We start from the raw sequence: 16,893 nt of genomic DNA, 5'->3' as shown, positions 1-16,893 counted from the left end.
TCCGGGCCCGTGGGAGGGCGAGTGCGGCGGGGCGGGGGCCCCGCGCGGGTGCGTCAGGCGCCGGCGGCGGCCGGGTCGGCGTCGCGCAGCAGGCAGGTGAGGCGGGCGGTGCACACCCGGCGGTCCTGTTCGTCGGAGATGACGACCTCGTAGGTGGCGGTGGAGCGGCCCCGGTGGACGGGGGTGGCGACGCCGGTGACGATGCCGGAGCGGGCGCCCCGGTGGTGGGTGCAGTTGAGGTCGACGCCGACGGCGACCTTGGTGATGCCGCCGTGCATCATGGCGCCGACGGAGCCGAGGGTTTCCGCGAGGACCGCGGAGGCGCCGCCGTGGAGCAGTCCGTAGGGCTGGGTGTTGCCCTTGACCGGCATGGTGGCGACGACCCGGTCGGCGGAGGCTTCCAGGATGCGGATCTCCATCCGGCGGCCGAGGTCGCCGGCCGAGAACAGCGCGGGCAGGTCTATGCCCAGGGCCGCGTACTCGTCGAGGACTTCCTGCGGGAACTTCACGCTGTGCTGCTCGTCCATGGGCCGGCTCCGTTCGTCAACGATCGTTAACCACTGTGTCCTGGATCGTTCTATCAGGCCGGTTCGAAGCGCACGACGACGGACTTGCTCGCGGGGGTGTTGCTGGTGTCGGCGGTGGAGTCGAGGGGGACCAGCACGTTGGTCTCGGGGTAGTAGGCGGCGGCGCAGCCGCGGGCGGTGGGGTAGTGCACGACGCGGAAGCCGGGGGCGCGGCGTTCGACGCCGTCCTTCCACTCGCCGACGAGGTCGGTGTACGAGCCGTCGGCGAGGCCGAGCTCGGCGGCGTCCTCGGGGTTGACCAGGACGACGCGGCGGCCGCCGGTGATGCCGCGGTAGCGGTCGTCGAGGCCGTAGATGGTGGTGTTGTACTGGTCGTGGCTGCGCAGGGTCTGGAGCAGGAGGCGGCCCGCCGGCAGGTGGGGGTATTCGACGGGGGCGGCGGTGAAGTTGGCCTTGCCGGTGCGGGTGGGGAAGCGGCGTTCGTCGCGGGGTGCGTGGGGGAGTCGGAAGCCGCCGGGGTGGGCGACGCGGGTGTTGAAGTCCTCGAAGCCGGGGATCACGCGGGCGATCCGGTCGCGGATGGTGGCGTAGTCGGCTTCGAACTCCTCCCACGGGGTGGTGGAGCGCCGGCCGAGGACGGCGCGGGCGAGGCGGGCGACGATGGCGGGTTCGGAGAGCAGCGCGGGTGAGGCGGGGGTGAGGTTGCCGCGGGAGGCGTGGACCATGCCCATGGAGTCCTCGACGGTGACGAACTGCTTGCCGGAGGCCTGGACGTCCTTGTCGGTGCGGCCGAGGGTGGGCAGGATCAGGGCCCGGCGGCCGGTGACGGCGTGGGAGCGGTTGAGTTTCGTGGACACGTGGACGGTCAGGGAGGCGCGGCGGATCGCGGCCTCGGTGACGTGGGTGTCGGGGGTGGCGCCGACGAAGTTGCCGCCCATGGCGAAGAGGACCTTGGCGCGGCCGTCGCGCAGGGCTTCGATGGAGCGGACGACGTCGAAGCCGTGGCCGCGGGGCGAGGTGATGCCGAATTCGCGGTCGAGGGCGTCGAGGAAGGCCGGTGCGGGGCGTTCGAAGATCCCCATGGTGCGGTCGCCCTGGACGTTGGAGTGGCCGCGTACGGGGCAGACGCCGGCGCCGGGGCGGCCGATGTCGCCGCGCAGCAGGAGCAGGTTCACGACTTCGCGGATGGTGGCGACGGAGTGCTTGTGCTGGGTGAGGCCCATGGCCCAGCAGACGATGGTGCGCCGGGAGGCGAGGACCATGGTGAGGGCGCGTTCGATCTCGGGGCGGGTGAGTCCGGTCGCGGTGAGGGTTTCGGCCCAGTCGGTGTTCTTGGCGGCGGCGGCGAACTCCTCGTATCCGTGGGTGTGTTCGCGGATGAAGGTGTCGTCGGTGGCGTCGCCGGCCTCGATGACGAGTTTGTTGAGGAGGCGGAAGAGGGCTTGGTCGCCGCCGATGCGGATCTGCAGGAAAAGGTCGTTGAGGGCGGTGCCCTTGAGCATGCCGATGGGGGTCTGCGGGTTCTTGAAGCGTTCCATGCCGGCTTCGGGCAGCGGGTTCACCGAAATGATCTTCGCGCCGGCGGACTTGGCCTTCTCCAGGGCGGAGAGCATGCGCGGGTGGTTGGTGCCCGGGTTCTGGCCGGCGACGATGATCAGGTCGGCCTGGTGGAGGTCTTCGAGGGAGACGCTGCCCTTGCCGATGCCGATGGTCTCGTTCAGTGCCGAGCCCGAGGACTCGTGGCACATGTTGGAGCAGTCGGGGAGGTTGTTGGTGCCGTACTCGCGGGCGAAGAGCTGGAAGAGGAACGCGGCCTCGTTGCTGGTGCGGCCGGAGGTGTAGAAGAGGGCCTCGTCGGGGGAGCCGAGGGCGTTCAGTTCCTCCGCGATGATCTCGAAGGCCCGGTCCCAGCCGATCGACTCGTAGCGGTCGCCGCCTTCGGGCAGGTACATCGGGTCCGTGATCCGGCCCTGCTGGCCGAGCCAGTAGCCGGAGCGTTCGGCGAGGTCGGCGAGGGGGTGCGCGGCGAAGAAGGCGGGGGTGACCTTGCGCAGGGTCGCTTCCTCGGCGACGGCCTTGGCGCCGTTCTCGCAGAACTCGGCGGTGTGCCGCTCGTCGCCCTCCGGCCAGGCGCAGCCGGGGCAGTCGAAGCCGTCCTTCTGGTTGACCTTGAGAAGGGTGCGGGCGGTGCGGGCGAGGCCCATCTGCGCCTGGGCGACCTTCAGGGTGTGGCCGATCGCCGGCAGGCCCGCCGCGGCGTGTTTCGGCGACGTGACCTGCGGCGCGTCCTGTACCGGGTCACCTGAGGGCGGCTTGGTCGCCATGGCGCTCTCCTTCGAGCGTGCGTACGGGTGCGGTACGTGTGACCGCGTGTTTCGATCCTTTCACGTGTACCGGTGGCGGGGGAGGGCGGTCGGGGGCCGGCCGTGCCGGTGCGGGGTGCGCCGGGGGCGGACGGGTGGGGCGCACGCGCCGGGTGGGGCGGTACGGGCCGGGTCCGGCCGGCCCCGGGCGGCCGCGGCGGCCGGAGCGCGATCGTCGGCGCCGGAATTGTCGGCGGGGGCGCCTAGGATCGGGGGCGTGGCAGATTCAGCATCGAAGAAGACCGACCAGCCGTCCGCAGCGGACCGCCCCCGCCTGATGCTCATGGACGGGCACTCCCTGGCGTACCGGGCGTTCTTCGCGCTGCCCGCGGAGAACTTCACGACCGCGACGGGCCAGCCGACCAATGCCATCTACGGCTTCGCGTCGATGCTGGCGAACACGCTGCGCGACGAGGCGCCCACGCACTTCGCGGTGGCGTTCGACGTGTCGCGCAAGACGTGGCGCTCGACGGAGTTCCCCGAGTACAAGGCGAACCGTTCCAAGACCCCCGACGAGTTCAAGGGGCAGGTCGAGCTGATCGGCGAGCTCCTCGACGCGATGAAGGTGCCCCGGTTCGCGGTCGACGGCTTCGAGGCCGACGACGTGATCGCGACGCTGACGACGCAGGCCGAGGCCCTCGGCTTCGACGTCCTGATCGTCACCGGTGACCGCGACTCCTTCCAGTTGGTCTCCGAGCACACGACGGTGCTCTACCCGACCAAGGGCGTCTCCGAACTGACCCGGTTCACGCCGGAGAAGGTCGAGGAGAAGTACGGGCTCACGCCGCAGCAGTACCCGGACTTCGCGGCGCTGCGCGGTGATCCGTCCGACAACCTGCCGGGCATCCCGGGCGTCGGCGAGAAGACCGCCGCCAAGTGGATCACCCAGTTCGGGTCGTTCGCCGAGCTGGTGGAGCGGGCCGAGGAGGTCAAGGGCAAGGCCGGGCAGAACTTCCGGGACCACCTGGAGGCCGTCAAGCTCAACCGGGTCCTGACCGAGATGGTCAAGGACGTCGAGCTGGCGAAGACCCCCGCCGACCTGGCCCGCGCCCCCTACGACCGGTCCGCGGTGACCGGCGTGCTCGACGTACTGGAGATCCGCAACGCCTCGCTGCGCGAGCGGCTGCTGGCCGTCGACCCGGGCGCCGCCGAGGACGAGGCGCCGGCCCCGACGGCGGCGGCCGTGGAACTGGACGGCTCCGTGCTGGGCACCGGCGAGCTGGCGCCGTGGCTGGAGAGCCACGGGGAAGGCCCGCTGGGCGTGTCCACCGTCGACAGCTGGGCGCTGGGCCAGGGCAACGTCAGCGAGATCGGGCTGGCCGCGGCCGGCGGGGCGGCCGCCTGGTTCGAGCCGGCCGAGCTGGACGAGGCCGACGAGAAGGCCTTCGCCGCTTGGGCGGCCGACGCGAAGAAGCCCAAGGTCGTGCACAACGCCAAGGGCCTCATGCGGGTCTTCCCCGAGCACGGCTGGACGCTGGCCGGGGTCACCATGGACACCGCGCTGGCCGCCTACCTGGTCAAGCCGGGCCGGCGGTCCTTCGCCCTGGACGTGCTGTCCAACGAGTACCTGCACCGCGAGCTGGCGCCCGCCGCCGCCGACGGGCAGCTGGCCTTCGGCGCCGACGAGACGGCCGAGGCGGACGCCCTGATGGGACAGGCCCGCGCCGTCCTCGACCTCGGTGACGCCCTCACGGTCAAACTCGACGAGGTCGGGGCGACGGAACTGCTCCACGACATGGAGCTGCCCACCTCCGAGCTGCTGGCCCGGCTGGAACGGGCCGGCATCGCCGCCGACCGCGACCACCTGGAAGGCATGGAGCAGCAGTTCGCCGGCGCCGTGCAGCAGGCGGTGAAGGAGGCGCACGCGGCGGTCGGCCACGAGTTCAACCTCGGGTCGCCCAAGCAGCTCCAGGAAGTGTTCTTCGGCGAACTCGACCTGCCGAAGACGAAGAAGACGAAGACCGGCTACACCACGGACGCGGACGCGCTGGCCTGGCTCGCCGGCCAGACCGACCACGAACTCCCGGTGATCATGCTCCGGCACCGGGAGCAGGCCAAGCTCCGCGTCACCGTCGAGGGCCTGGTCAAGTCGATCGCCGCCGACGGCCGGGTCCACACCAGCTTCAGCCAGACCGTCGCCGCGACCGGCCGCCTGTCCTCCACCGACCCGAACCTGCAGAACGTGCCGGTGCGCACCGACGAGGGCCGGGCCATCCGCCGCGGCTTCGTCGTCGGCGAGGGCTACGAGTCGCTGATGACGGCCGACTACAGCCAGATCGAACTGCGCGTCATGGCCCACCTCTCCGAGGACGCGGGCCTCATCGAGGCGTTCGCCACCGGCGAGGACCTGCACACCACCGTCGCCTCCCAGGTGTTCGGCGTCGAGCGCTCCCAGGTCGACGCGGAGATGCGCCGCAAGATCAAGGCCATGTCGTACGGCCTGGCGTACGGGCTGTCGGCGTTCGGTCTCGCCCAGCAGCTGAACATCGAGCCCGCCGAGGCGCGCGGCCTGATGGACACCTTCTTCGAGCGGTTCGGCGGGGTCCGCGAGTACCTCCAGCGCGTGGTGGACGAGGCCCGCGCCACCGGGTACACGGCGACCGTGTTCGGGCGCCGCCGCTACCTGCCCGACCTCAACAGCGACAACCGCCAGCGCCGCGAGGCCGCCGAGCGGATGGCGCTGAACGCCCCGATCCAGGGCACCGCCGCCGACATCGTCAAGGTCGCGATGCTCCGCGTCGACAAGGCCATCCACGAGGCGGGCCTCACCTCGCGGATGCTGCTCCAGGTCCACGACGAAATCGTCCTGGAGATCGCCCCCGGCGAGGCGGAGCGGGTCGAGGAACTGCTGCGCCGCGAGATGGGCGCCGCCGTGGAACTGCGGGCCCCGTTGGACGTGTCCGTGGGCGTCGGCGGCGACTGGGAGTCCGCCGCGCACTGACCCGCGTACGACCTCGGAAGAACGCCCGCCCCCTCGCGACGAAGCGAGGGGACGGGCGTTCGTCCGTACGGTGCGGCTACCGGGCGCCGACGGGGGTGCGCGCCTCGGGGTCCGGCCGGGGGTCGCCGTCGCGGCGGTGGCGGTGGCGCAGACGGAACAGGACCCCGTACAGCAGCAGGGCCACGACGAGGCCGCCGCCGGCGCCGAAACAGACGGTCGGAATGATGTCCAGCGGGCTGTCGATCCGGTCGAAGAACGTGTACCAGCGGATCACCCGCGTCGTGACCCCCACCGTCACGCACACGCCGAACAGCGCGACCGCGCCCCAGAACTCCACGCGCCCCAGCACCGGCACCGACGCCGGAGCGGGCCCGTCCGGCAGCCGGCGCAGGGCGGTCGCCGTGAACCAGCACAGGACGCCGGCGGCGAGCGCGGAAGTGCCGTACTGGACCCAGGAGTACAGCGGCAGCCCGAACGCGAACGGCTCGCCCAGCACCGGCAGCGCGTTCGTGCCCCAGCGGTCCGGGTGCGTGAAGCTGTCCCACCCGACGTGCGTCAAGGAACCAACCACCGCCGAGAGGTAGAACCACAGGGCGAGCGAGGACGGCCGCCGGCCCCGCCAGTGCTCGCCGCGCACGAAGGCGTGGACGCGGCCCTGCCGGCGCCGGGGCAACAGCGCGACCAGCGGCTCGCGCAGCAACAACCAGCCGGCGGCGAGGACGGCGGTCAGCACGGCGTCCACGGTGACGATGCCCGCCAGGGAGTGCGTGAAGGAGCCGTAGGCCATGGCGCCCTCGACGAACGAGTCCAGGAAGAAGAAGACGTCCGGCGCGAACGACCCCAGCACCAACGCCGAAGCCACCAGGGGCCCCCGGGCCCGCCCGGTCCGGCGCACGGCCGGAAGTACGGCAGCCGCGTGGCTGAGAGTGAACGGCACGGCGCTTCTCCTCGGTCCGGATGTCGGGTCAGTATGCGTGACCTGCGCAGGACGTGGGGATGTCGTGAAATCCGAGCCGCGGTGCGTGCCCCCTGAAGGGAGCTGTCGTAGGGTCACGCGGACGTCTAGGGGAGGGGTCCGGCTCATGTCGGCTCGAATAATCGGACGCAAGCTGCGCAGGGGCGGTTTCGCCGCGGTGATCTCGGCGCTGGTCGTGGCCGCGGTCACCGCCTCACAGGGCCCCGGCGCCGGCAGCGCCGGCCGGATGGCCGCCGCGGGCGAGGGCAGCGCACGACCCGCCCCGCCCGCCGCCGGATCCGGCGGGGACTCCACCTGGTTCACCGAACTGCCGCCGCTGCTCAGCCCCGCACCGCCCGCCGACGTCCTCCCCGTGGACGGAGCGACCCCGGCCGCCGCACCGACCCCGGAGCCCGTTCCGGCGGTGGTGCCCGCCGCGGCCGACGGCCCGCGCACCGAACCGGCGGTCGCTCCGGAGAGCGCCAAGGGCATACCGGCGAGCGTGTTCGCCGCCTACCGGCGGGCCGAGCAGAAGGTCGGCGAAACCGACCCCGGGTGCGGGCTGCGCTGGCAACTCCTCGCCGCCATCGGCAAGGTCGAGTCCGGACAGGCGGGCGGCGGCCGCGTCGACGCCGCGGGAACCACGCTGCGCCCGATCCTGGGCCCCGTCCTCGACGGCAACGGCTTCGCGAACATCTCCGACACCGACGGCGGCGCCCACGACGGCGACTCCCGCTACGACCGGGCCGTCGGCCCCATGCAGTTCATCCCCTCCACCTGGGCGTCCTGGGGCCAGGACGCCGACGGCGACGGCCGGCGCAACCCGAACAACATCCACGACGCGGCGCTGGCCGCCGGCCGCTACCTGTGCGCCGGTACCCGCGACCTGCGCACCCCGGGCGACCTGGACCGGGCCGTGCTCTCCTACAACCGGTCCACCGAGTACCTGCTGACGGTGCGGTCCTGGTACGCGTACTACCTCGCCGGCGCGCACGAGATCCCGGACGGCACGGGCCCCGCGGCGGGCACGGGCGGCGGTACGGGTACGGGTACGGGAACAGGAACGGGCGGGGGTGCGGGTGGCGGCACGGGCGCCGGAACCGGTCCGGGAACCCCGGCGGGACAGCCGGGCCCGAAGCCGACGCCGGGGCCGGTGACACCCCCGCCGCCGAAGCCGAACCCGACGCCTACGCCCACTCCCAAGCCGACGCCTACGCCGACGCCGACGCCCACTCCCAAGCCGACGCCTACGCCGACCCCGACGCCGACGCCGACCCCGACGCCGACACCCACCCCGACGCCGACACCTACCCCCACGCCGACGCCCACCCCGACGCCGACGCCGACCCCAACGCCCACCCCCACCCCCAAGCCCACCCCGAGTTCCACCCCCAGTGCCCGCCCCAGCACTCCCGCCCCGAGCCCCACGACCTCGGGGAAGCCGGCCCCCGCGCCGGCGGCGAGCCCGAGCAGCGCCCCGTAGGCCCGGCAAGGGCAGAGGTACGGGCGACATCGCCGGGGCCGCAGCCGCCCCGGCGTCGCCGCCCGCGCCGCGAACGCCGGTGTGCACGAGCGGAGTTGGCGGACCACCGGGGCGCCGGCCCCCGCCCCGCCCCTGACGGCGCCGCACCGGGGAGGCGAGCCGGGCCTCCCCGACGTCGCGCCGGCGCCCCGCCCGCCCCGCGGGGTTCGTTCCCGGTGGCGGATATTCGCCTGCCCACCACCCCTGGTCAGGGCCGGTGACCGCCGCCACACTGGCGCGATGAACGACAACGTTGACGCCCCCGCGGCCGAAAGACGCCCCCTGCCCCGGCCCGTCCTCCCCGACCCGGCCGCCGCGCGCCAGCGCGGACCGGCGGAGTTCGTCGAGGTCAGTTGGCAACGGCTGCTGCTGAGCTGGCGGGCGGTGCGCGATCACCAGTTGGAGTCCCGGCCCGACCGGCCGTACCCGCCGATCGTCCCGCTCCTGGAGGCCGCGTACGCCGAACCGCGGCTGCGGCAGCTGTATCCCTTCACCAGCGACCACGGCCTGAACCTCAGCAGCTGCACCCGGTTCCCTTACGTCGTGCGGGTGCCGGCCGTGGACCCGCTGCCCGACGGGCGGTTCCGGGTTCGACTCGCCCGGAGCGGCGCCGTGTTCGGTTGGGCCGACACCGCCGAGGAAGCCGTGGCGCTCGTCACCGCGCACATCCCGCCCGGGCTCGGCCCGGCGGTGACCCGCGCCGAGGACGTCGACGAGTGACGGAGGGGGCCGCGGCTCCCGCTCCGGCGCGGACCGCGGCCGCTCACCGTGCCCGCCGCGATCCCCGCGATCCCCGCGATCCCCGCGCGAGACGGTTCTCATCTCGCCCCCGCGTTGCTACGGTGCCCCATCTCTGACGCCCTATCAGATTTCGGAGGCCCCGGCATGCGCGCTCTCGTCGCCGCCGCCATCGGGCTGGCAGCCGCGCTCGCCCTCGTCCTCGCCCTCACCGCGGCCGGGGCGCCGGAGGGCACCACCTCGCCCAAGCCGCTGCTCACCACCGCGCCCCCCGCGCCCGGAAAGTAGAGGAGGCCCGGCCATGCGACGCAGAGCGAGCCTCGTCCTGCTTGCCCTCGCCGTGTTCTGCGCGGCCCTCGCACCCCTGCTGCGCTGGTACGCGTACCCGCGGCTCGCGAAGATCCCGCCGAACCAGTACCAGGAGATGGTCCTGGAGGCGAAGGACGCGACCCTGATCGACTACAACGACGGCATGAAGCCCAAGAGGGTCGACAAGGTCACCATCGTGCAGACCCTCAAGGGCAACGTGGAGGCCTCCGAGGAGATCGAGGCCGACGCCGGCAAGGACGTCGTCGTCTGGGACACGCTGTCCTACATCATCGGCCCGGACGGGAAGATGGTGTCCCAAATCCCCGAGCGCTACATCTTCGACGCCCACACCCAGGACCCGGTCCACGCCACCGGCGAGATGGTCGACGGCGACCTGGTCAAGCGCGAGGGCATCGAGTTCAAGTGGCCCTTCTTCACCGAGCCCCGCGACTACCTCTACTTCGACGCGCAGACCCGCACCTCCTCGCCCATCCACTACGTCGGGCCGCGCACCTACCGGGGCATGGAGGTCTACTACTTCGAGCAGACCGTCCCGTGGACCAAGGTCCCCATGCCGAAGAAGATGCCCATCGAGGGCATCGACCCGGCCACCATCGAGCAGACCACCGGCACCAGCCTCTGGTACACGGTCAAGGCGATGTTCTGGGTCGACCCGGTCACCGGCGCACCCGTCAACGCCGAACAGGTCATCCAGCAGGAGATGCGCGGCGGCATCGCGGCGAGCGGCCCCGACGGCAAACTGACCGCCTTCGCCGGACACGTCAAAATGCGCCCGGACTACGCCCAGCACACCCTCGACCTCGTCAAGTCGAACCGTACGAAGGTCCTCGCGCTGCACACCTGGGCGCCCGGCGGACTCGCCCTCGGGGCCCTCGGCCTGCTCGCCCTCTCCCTCTGGCTGGAGGCCCGGAGCCGCCGCGAACGGACGGCCCCCGGCCCGCGCCCTCGGGGGGCGGCCGACGCCCGAGGGGTCAGCGCCTGAGCCGGGCGTTGGTGTGGCGGGTGGGCTCGGCGGTCGCCGGGTCCTCCGGCCACGGGTGCTTCGGATAGCGCCCGCGCAGCTCGGCCCGCACCGCCCGGTAGCCGCCCCGCCAGAAGGAGGCGAGGTCGGCGGTCACCGCCGCGGGCCGGCCGGCCGGCGACAGCAGGTGGACGAGGACGGGAACCCCCGCCACCCGGGGCGTCTCGGCCAGCCCGAACAGCTCCTGGAGCTTGACCGCCAGCACGGGCTGCTCGCCGCCGTAGTCGACCCGGATCCGCGAACCGCTCGGCACCTGGAGCCGCTCCGGAGCCAGCTCGTCCAGCCGAGCCGCCTCACCACCGGCCCACGGCAACAGCCGGTTCAGGGCCTGCCCGGCGTCGATCCGCCCCAGGTCGGCCCGCCGGCGCGCCCGGGACAACTCCGGCTCCAGCCACTCGTCGGCCCGCGCCAGCAGGGCGGCGTCGTCGGCCACGTCGGGCCAACCGCCGCCCAGCGTGCGGTGCAGGAAACCCAGCCGGGCCCGCAACGCCCGCGCGTCCTCGGACCAGCGCAGCAGCCCGAGCCCCTCCGCGGTCAGCCCGTCCAGCAGGGCGGCCCGCACGAGGGCCGGGCCGGGAGCGCGCAGCGGGCGCACCGTGAGCTCGATCGCGCCGAGCCGCTCGACGGAACGGGCGACGAGGTCACCGGCCTCCCAGCGCACCTCGTCACCGGCGCCCAGCAGGTGCCCGCAGGCGACGCGGGCCGTCTCCTCGTCGATGACGGCGGCGAGCCGCACCCGGGCGGACGTGGCGTGCGCGGATCGGTCGGCGACCGCCACCGCCAGCCAGGGCGCGCTGCGCAGCGCCGATCCGTCCCCCACTTCGGCACCCGTTCCGGAAGCCATCAGGAAGGCCCCGTCCCCCTTGGCGCGGGCCACCCGTTCGGGGAAGGCCAGGGCGGCCACCAGCCCGGCGGCCCCGTCGTCGGGGAGGGCGCGGGCATCGGGGAGGGCACGGGCATCGGGGAGGGCACGGGCATCAGGGAGGGCGCGGGCATCGGGGAGAGCGCCCGTCCCGCCCCCGCCCCCGCCGGCGGCCCGGTCGCGTCCGGGCCCCGACGCGGCCGCGCGCCCGGCCCCGCGTCCGGGCCCACCCTCCGGGGTGCCCACCGCACGCTCCAAGCGGCGGCATTCCGCGCGCCAGCGCGCCGCGTACCCGTCGCCGCCGCGCCGGGCCGTCCGCCAGGCGGCGGCCAGGTCGTCCCCGTACTCCCGCGGCGGCTCCTCGCTCAGCAGCGCCACCAGCTCCGCCGCCCGACGGGCCCCCAGCGCGGCCGCACCGTCCAGCAGGGCGCGCGCCAGCCGCGGGTGCAGCCCCAGCCGGGACATCCGCAGCCCGCGCGCGGCCGGCCGGCCGGCGTCGTCCACCGCGCCGACGGCGAGCAGCACCTCCCGCGCCGCGGCCATGGCGCCGGCCGGCGGCGGGTCCAGCAGCGCCAGCCCGGACGCGTCCGGGTCGCCCCAGCAGGCGGCCTGCAGCGCGAACTGCGCCAGGTCCGCGATCCGGATCTCGGGGGAGGGGAACGCCGGCAGCCGCGGGTCCTCGGCCTGCTCCCAGCACCGGTACACCGTGCCCGGCGCCTCCCGCCCGGCCCGGCCCGCCCGCTGCCGGCCCGACGCGCGGGAGGCCCGTACGGTCGTCAGCGCGCCCAGGCCCCGCGCGTGGTCCACCCGGGGCTCGCGCGCCAGCCCCGAGTCCACGACCACCCGGACACCGGGCACGGTCAGGCTCGACTCCGCGACCGCCGTCGACAGGATCACCCGGCGGTGGTCCGCCGCGGTCAGCGCCGCGTCCTGCACGGCCGCCGGTGCCCGACCGTGGACCTGGAGCACCTCCGCGTCCACCGCGCCCAGCTGCCCCGCGACCCGGGCGATCTCGCCCACGCCCGGCAGGAAGCACAACACGTCGCCGGAACGTTCCGCCAACGCCCGCCGCACCACCGACGCCACGTGCGTCAGCTGCGCCGGATCCACCCGCATCCCGTGCGGCGGCCGCACCGGCCGCGCCGGCGGCGCCCACACCGTCTCCACCGGGTACGCGACGCCGGCGGCCTCCACCACCGGCGCGTCCCCCAGCAGCCGCGCCCAGCCCGCCGCGTCCGTCGTCGCCGACGCCGCGACCAGGCGCAGCTCCGGGCGCAGGGTCGCGCGTACGTCGAGCAGGAACGCGGCGACGGTGTCGGCGTCCAGGTGTCGTTCGTGGCACTCGTCCAGGACCACCACGTCCGTGCCGGTCAGTTCCTGGTCCCGCTGGAGGCGCTGGAGCAGCACGCCCGTGGTCACCACCTCCACCACGGTCCCGGGGCCCACGACCCGCTCACCGCGCACGGTGAAGCCGACCGCGCCGCCCGGCTCCTCGCCCAGCAGCCAGGCCATCCGCCGGGCCGCCGCCCGGGCCGCGATCCGGCGGGGCTCGGCCACCACGACCCGGCGCCGCGGACCGCCGCCCACCAGCCCGGCCAGTACCAACGGCACCAGCGTGGTCTTGCCGGTGCCGGGCGGGGCGCACAGCACGGCCGTGCCGTGGGCGTCCAGCGCGGAGACGAGGGCGGGCACGGCCTCCCGTACGGGCAGGGCGTCGAGGTCGGCCTGGCGGATCAAGGGGTCAGTCCCTCTCGCACACGAAGATCGCGGTCCCCGGGATCAGGTTGCCGCGCAGCGGGGACCAACCGCCCCACTCCTGCGCGTTCCATTCCGGCCATTGCGGCTCGACGAGGTCCACGAGTCGGAACCCGCCGGCCACCACGTCCCGGACCCGGTCCCCGATCGTGCGGTGGTGCTCGACGTAGACGGCGTTGCCGTCCTCGTCCTGTTCCACGTACGGGGTCCGGTCGAAGTAGGACGCCGCGACGGTCAGCCCCTCGGGGCCGGGCTCGTCGGGGAACGCCCAGCGGACGGGATGGGTGACGGAGAAGACCCAGCGGCCGCCCGGGCGCAGCACGCGGTGGACCTCGCGCATCACGTTCGCCGGGTCGGCGACGAAGGGGACGGCGCCGTAGGCGGAACAGGCCAGGTCGAACGAGCCGTCGCGGAAGGGCAGCCGCCCGGCGTCCGCCTCGACGAGCCGGACCGCCGGCAGATCGGAGCCGCCGATGCGCAGGGCGTGCTGGAGCTGGCGGTGCGAGAGGTCCAGGGCCACCGGGCGGGCTCCCCGGGCGGCCAGCCAGCGGGAGCACTGGGCGGCGCCGGCGCCGATCTCCAGGACGTCCTTGTCCTTGAGGGAGTCGGCCGGGCCGAGCAGCGCGGCCTCCGCCTCGTCCAGTCCCTCGGGTCCCCAGACGAAGCGGTCGTCGCCGAGGAACGCGCCGTGCTCGCTCTGGTACTCGTCGGCGTTGCGGTCCCACCAGCCACGGTTCGCGCGGCTGCTCTCCGCGTCCCCGGCGTCACGCCGGGTCGCAGGCGCGTCGTCCTCGGCGTCTTCGGGGGCCGGCTTGTCGTAGGACTCTTGGTTCATGGGGCCCGTCGTCGTAGTCTGCGGATGGCTCGGGAAATCCATGTGGATTGCCCATCGGGGCTGCTGCGCCCACGAATTGTGCCGGTTGTGCGGTGATCTGCCCGGGGTGTGCGCCTTCGCGCATTGACCCTGTCCAGCTGCCCCCGTATGCTACAAGTTGCGCTGCGAGCCTGTGCTCCTCAGACCTAGCAGGCTGCGCTTGTATTTGTTGAGGTCCCCTCGGTTCTCGAGGCCCCTCCGCATCTGCGGAACGGGGTCTCCTTGGCTGTCCGACTTCGGCAGATGCCGATAAGGGCTCCCGGCGTGGCAGTACCTACGACTTTCTGTCCGTAACCGGAGCCCTTTCCCACATGACGAGCAGCACCGAGACCACCGCCACCACTCCGCAGGTTGCGGTCAACGACATCGGCGACGCGGACGCGTTCCTCGCGGCGATCGACGCGACGATCAAGTACTTCAACGACGGAGACATCGTTGAGGGCGTCATCGTCAAGGTTGACCGGGACGAGGTTCTCCTCGACATCGGTTACAAGACCGAAGGCGTCATCCCGAGCCGCGAGCTGTCGATCAAGCACGACGTCGACCCGAACGAGGTCGTCAAGGTCGGCGACGAGATCGAGGCCCTGGTTCTCCAGAAGGAGGACAAGGAAGGCCGCCTGATCCTCTCGAAGAAGCGCGCTCAGTACGAGCGTGCCTGGGGCACCATCGAGAAGATCAAGGAAGAAGACGGCATCGTCACCGGTACCGTCATCGAGGTCGTCAAGGGTGGTCTCATCCTCGACATCGGCCTCCGCGGCTTCCTGCCGGCCTCTCTCGTCGAGATGCGTCGCGTCCGCGACCTCCAGCCCTACGTGGGCAAGGAGCTCGAGGCGAAGATCATCGAGCTGGACAAGAACCGCAACAACGTGGTCCTGTCCCGCCGCGCCTGGCTCGAGCAGACCCAGTCCGAGGTTCGCCAGACGTTCCTCACCACCCTGCAGAAGGGTCAGGTCCGCTCCGGCGTCGTCTCCTCGATCGTCAACTTCGGTGCCTTCGTGGACCTGGGCGGCGTCGACGGTCTCGTGCACGTCTCCGAGCTGTCCTGGAAGCACATCGACCACCCGTCCGAGGTTGTCGAGGTCGGCCAGGAAGTCACCGTCGAGGTCCTCGACGTCGACATGGACCGCGAGCGCGTCTCCCTGTCGCTGAAGGCGACGCAGGAAGACCCGTGGCAGCAGTTCGCCCGGACGCACCAGATCGGTCAGGTCGTCCCGGGTAAGGTCACCAAGCTGGTTCCGTTCGGCGCGTTCGTCCGCGTGGACGAGGGCATCGAGGGTCTGGTCCACATCTCCGAGCTGGCCGAGCGCCACGTGGAGATCCCGGAGCAGGTCGTCCAGGTCAACGACGAGATCTTCGTCAAGGTCATCGACATCGACCTTGAGCGTCGCCGGATCTCGCTGTCGCTGAAGCAGGCCAACGAGTCCTTCGGTGCCGACCCGGCGTCGGTCGAGTTCGACCCGACCCTGTACGGCATGGCCGCGTCCTACGACGACCAGGGCAACTACATCTACCCCGAGGGCTTCGACCCCGAGACCAACGACTGGCTCGAGGGCTTCGACACCCAGCGCGAGACGTGGGAGCGCCAGTACGCCGAGGCGCAGGTTCGCTTCGAGCAGCACCAGGCGCAGGTCATCAAGAGCCGCGAGGCCGACGAGGCCGCTGCCGCCGAGGGCCCTGCCGCCCCGGCCGCCGGTGGCAACACCGGTGGCGGCGCCAGCCTCTCCGGTGGTTCGTACTCCTCGGAGTCGGACGAGACCTCGGGCGCCCTGGCGTCCGACGAGGCCCTGGCCGCGCTCCGCGAGAAGCTGGCCGGCGGCCAGAGCTGATCGCAGCGCGCATCACACTCCGGTGTGAGCTGAGCTGAGCCCAACGGCGAGGCCCGTCCCCTTCGGGGGGCGGGCCTTTCCGCGTTCCCGGCCCGCCGCCCCGCGTCGCGATCCCGTGAAAGACGTCAACTGGGGAATGCGGACGCCCCCTTGGACGTTGGGGGCAGAGAACGCGCCGAGGGAGGAATGGTGACAGTGCTTGATCCACAGGGTTTGTACGAATGGGACGCCAAGGGCCTGGCGGTGGCCGACCTGGCGCTGGCCCAGGACTCGGCCGGACTGGTCATGCTCTACCACTTCGAGGGGTACATCGACGCCGGCGAGGCCGGTGAGCAGATCGTCGAACGGCTCCTGGAAACCCTGCCGCACCAGGTCGTGGCCCGCTTCGACGCGGACCGCCTCGTGGACTACCGGGCCCGCCGGCCGCTGCTGACGTTCCAGCGCGATCACTGGACGGAGTTCGAGGAACCCCGCCTGGAGGTCCGCCTCGTACAGGACGCCACGGGCGCGCCCTTCCTGCTGTTCTCCGGCCCGGAGCCGGACGTGGAGTGGGAGCGTTTCGCCGTCGCCGTCCGCCAGATCATCGAGCGGCTCGGGGTCCGGCTCTCCGTCAACTTCCACGGGATCCCGATGGGCGTGCCGCACACCCGGCCCGTCGGCATCACCCCGCACGGCAACCGGACGGACCTGATGCCCGGCCACCGCAGCCCCTTCGACGAGGCGCAGGTACCCGGCAGCGCCGAATCGCTCGTCGAGTTCCGCCTCGGCGAGTCCGGGCACGACGTCCTCGGCGTCGCCGCGCACGTCCCGCACTACGTCGCCCGCTCCCCGTACCCCGACGCGGCGCTGACCGCGCTGGAGGCGATCACCGCGGCGACCGGGCTCGTGCTGCCCGCCGTCGCGCACGCGCTGCGGACCGAGGCGCACCGTACGCAGACCGAGATCGACCGGCAGATCCGCGAGGGCGACGAGGAACTCGTCACCCTGGTCCAGGGTCTGGAGCACCAGTACGACGCGGCCGCCGGAGCCGAGACCCGCGGCAACATGATCGCCGAGCCGGCCGAGATCCCCTCGGCCGACGAGATCGGTCGCGACTTCGAACGGTTCCTGGCGGAACGCGAGGGAGAGCTGTAGCCGCGTCGCGTACGGGCCGGGGACGGCCCGGGGTCGGGCGGCGGC

12 protein-coding genes are annotated in these 16,893 nt (G+C 72.9%); 7 read left to right on the top strand and 5 right to left on the bottom strand.

The window, feature by feature from the left end:
- Nucleotides 1–53 precede the first annotated feature (53 nt).
- Nucleotides 54–527, bottom strand: a complete 474-nt coding sequence (locus ACZ4XJ_RS06610) for a PaaI family thioesterase (RefSeq protein ID WP_383999570.1) — start codon at nucleotides 525–527, stop codon at nucleotides 54–56.
- A 53-nt stretch (nucleotides 528–580) separates the two neighbouring features.
- Nucleotides 581–2,851: an FdhF/YdeP family oxidoreductase gene (locus tag ACZ4XJ_RS06605; RefSeq protein ID WP_468495531.1), complete on the bottom strand. Its 2,271-nt coding sequence runs from the start codon at nucleotides 2,849–2,851 to the stop codon at nucleotides 581–583.
- Nucleotides 2,852–3,107: 256 nt separating this feature from the next.
- Between ACZ4XJ_RS06605 and polA the strand changes: the two genes are divergently transcribed.
- Nucleotides 3,108–5,831 carry a DNA polymerase I gene (gene polA, locus ACZ4XJ_RS06600; protein ID WP_468495530.1) on the top strand — a complete coding sequence of 908 codons (2,724 nt, stop codon included), beginning with the start codon at nucleotides 3,108–3,110 and terminating at the stop codon, nucleotides 5,829–5,831.
- A 76-nt stretch (nucleotides 5,832–5,907) separates the two neighbouring features.
- Here the strand turns inward: polA and ACZ4XJ_RS06595 are convergent, their stop codons facing one another.
- Nucleotides 5,908–6,768, bottom strand: coding sequence for a DUF4184 family protein (locus ACZ4XJ_RS06595; RefSeq protein WP_468495529.1), 861 nt, complete (start codon nucleotides 6,766–6,768; stop codon nucleotides 5,908–5,910).
- Nucleotides 6,769–6,913: 145 nt separating this feature from the next.
- Here ACZ4XJ_RS06595 and ACZ4XJ_RS06590 point away from each other — a divergent pair, with 145 nt between their 5' ends.
- The 4 genes from ACZ4XJ_RS06590 to pgfA all read left to right on the top strand — a co-directional run bounded on the left by ACZ4XJ_RS06590 (nucleotide 6,914) and on the right by pgfA (nucleotide 10,358).
- Nucleotides 6,914–8,269 (top strand): lytic transglycosylase domain-containing protein, encoded by a 1,356-nt coding sequence (locus ACZ4XJ_RS06590; protein ID WP_468495528.1) that lies wholly within the window; start codon nucleotides 6,914–6,916, stop codon nucleotides 8,267–8,269.
- 279 nt (nucleotides 8,270–8,548) lie between these two features.
- On the top strand, nucleotides 8,549–9,028 hold the full coding sequence (locus tag ACZ4XJ_RS06585) for a DUF6193 family natural product biosynthesis protein (protein WP_468495527.1): 480 nt from the start codon (nucleotides 8,549–8,551) through the stop codon (nucleotides 9,026–9,028).
- 165 nt (nucleotides 9,029–9,193) lie between these two features.
- Nucleotides 9,194–9,334 carry an SPW_0924 family protein gene (locus ACZ4XJ_RS06580; protein WP_468495526.1) on the top strand — a complete coding sequence of 47 codons (141 nt, stop codon included), beginning with the start codon at nucleotides 9,194–9,196 and terminating at the stop codon, nucleotides 9,332–9,334.
- A 13-nt stretch (nucleotides 9,335–9,347) separates the two neighbouring features.
- A complete protein-coding gene (gene pgfA, locus ACZ4XJ_RS06575; protein ID WP_468495525.1) occupies nucleotides 9,348–10,358 on the top strand; it encodes a cell envelope lipid trafficking protein PgfA in 1,011 nt (336 codons plus the stop codon).
- Here the strand turns inward: pgfA and ACZ4XJ_RS06570 are convergent.
- Together ACZ4XJ_RS06570 and ACZ4XJ_RS06565 are read right to left on the bottom strand one after the other, a co-directional pair.
- Nucleotides 10,348–12,996, bottom strand: a complete 2,649-nt coding sequence (locus tag ACZ4XJ_RS06570) for an ATP-dependent RNA helicase (RefSeq protein WP_468495524.1) — start codon at nucleotides 12,994–12,996, stop codon at nucleotides 10,348–10,350. The genes pgfA and ACZ4XJ_RS06570 overlap by 11 nt on opposite strands.
- A 4-nt stretch (nucleotides 12,997–13,000) precedes the next feature.
- On the bottom strand, nucleotides 13,001–13,849 hold the full coding sequence (locus tag ACZ4XJ_RS06565; protein ID WP_468495523.1) for a class I SAM-dependent methyltransferase: 849 nt from the start codon (nucleotides 13,847–13,849) through the stop codon (nucleotides 13,001–13,003).
- Between the two features lie 350 nt (nucleotides 13,850–14,199).
- Between ACZ4XJ_RS06565 and rpsA the strand changes: the two genes are divergently transcribed.
- Together rpsA and ACZ4XJ_RS06555 are read left to right on the top strand one after the other, a co-directional pair.
- On the top strand, nucleotides 14,200–15,714 hold the full coding sequence (rpsA, locus tag ACZ4XJ_RS06560; RefSeq protein ID WP_362878745.1) for a 30S ribosomal protein S1: 1,515 nt from the start codon (nucleotides 14,200–14,202) through the stop codon (nucleotides 15,712–15,714).
- Between the two features lie 195 nt (nucleotides 15,715–15,909).
- A complete protein-coding gene (locus tag ACZ4XJ_RS06555) occupies nucleotides 15,910–16,848 on the top strand; it encodes a PAC2 family protein (RefSeq protein WP_362878743.1) in 939 nt (312 codons plus the stop codon).
- Nucleotides 16,849–16,893: the final 45 nt, after the last annotated feature.

This window comes from Streptomyces sp. NPDC029836 (assembly GCF_055574495.1).
The sequence above is the reverse complement of the archived record's forward strand: the minus strand, read 5'-3'. Positions and strand labels throughout refer to the sequence as shown.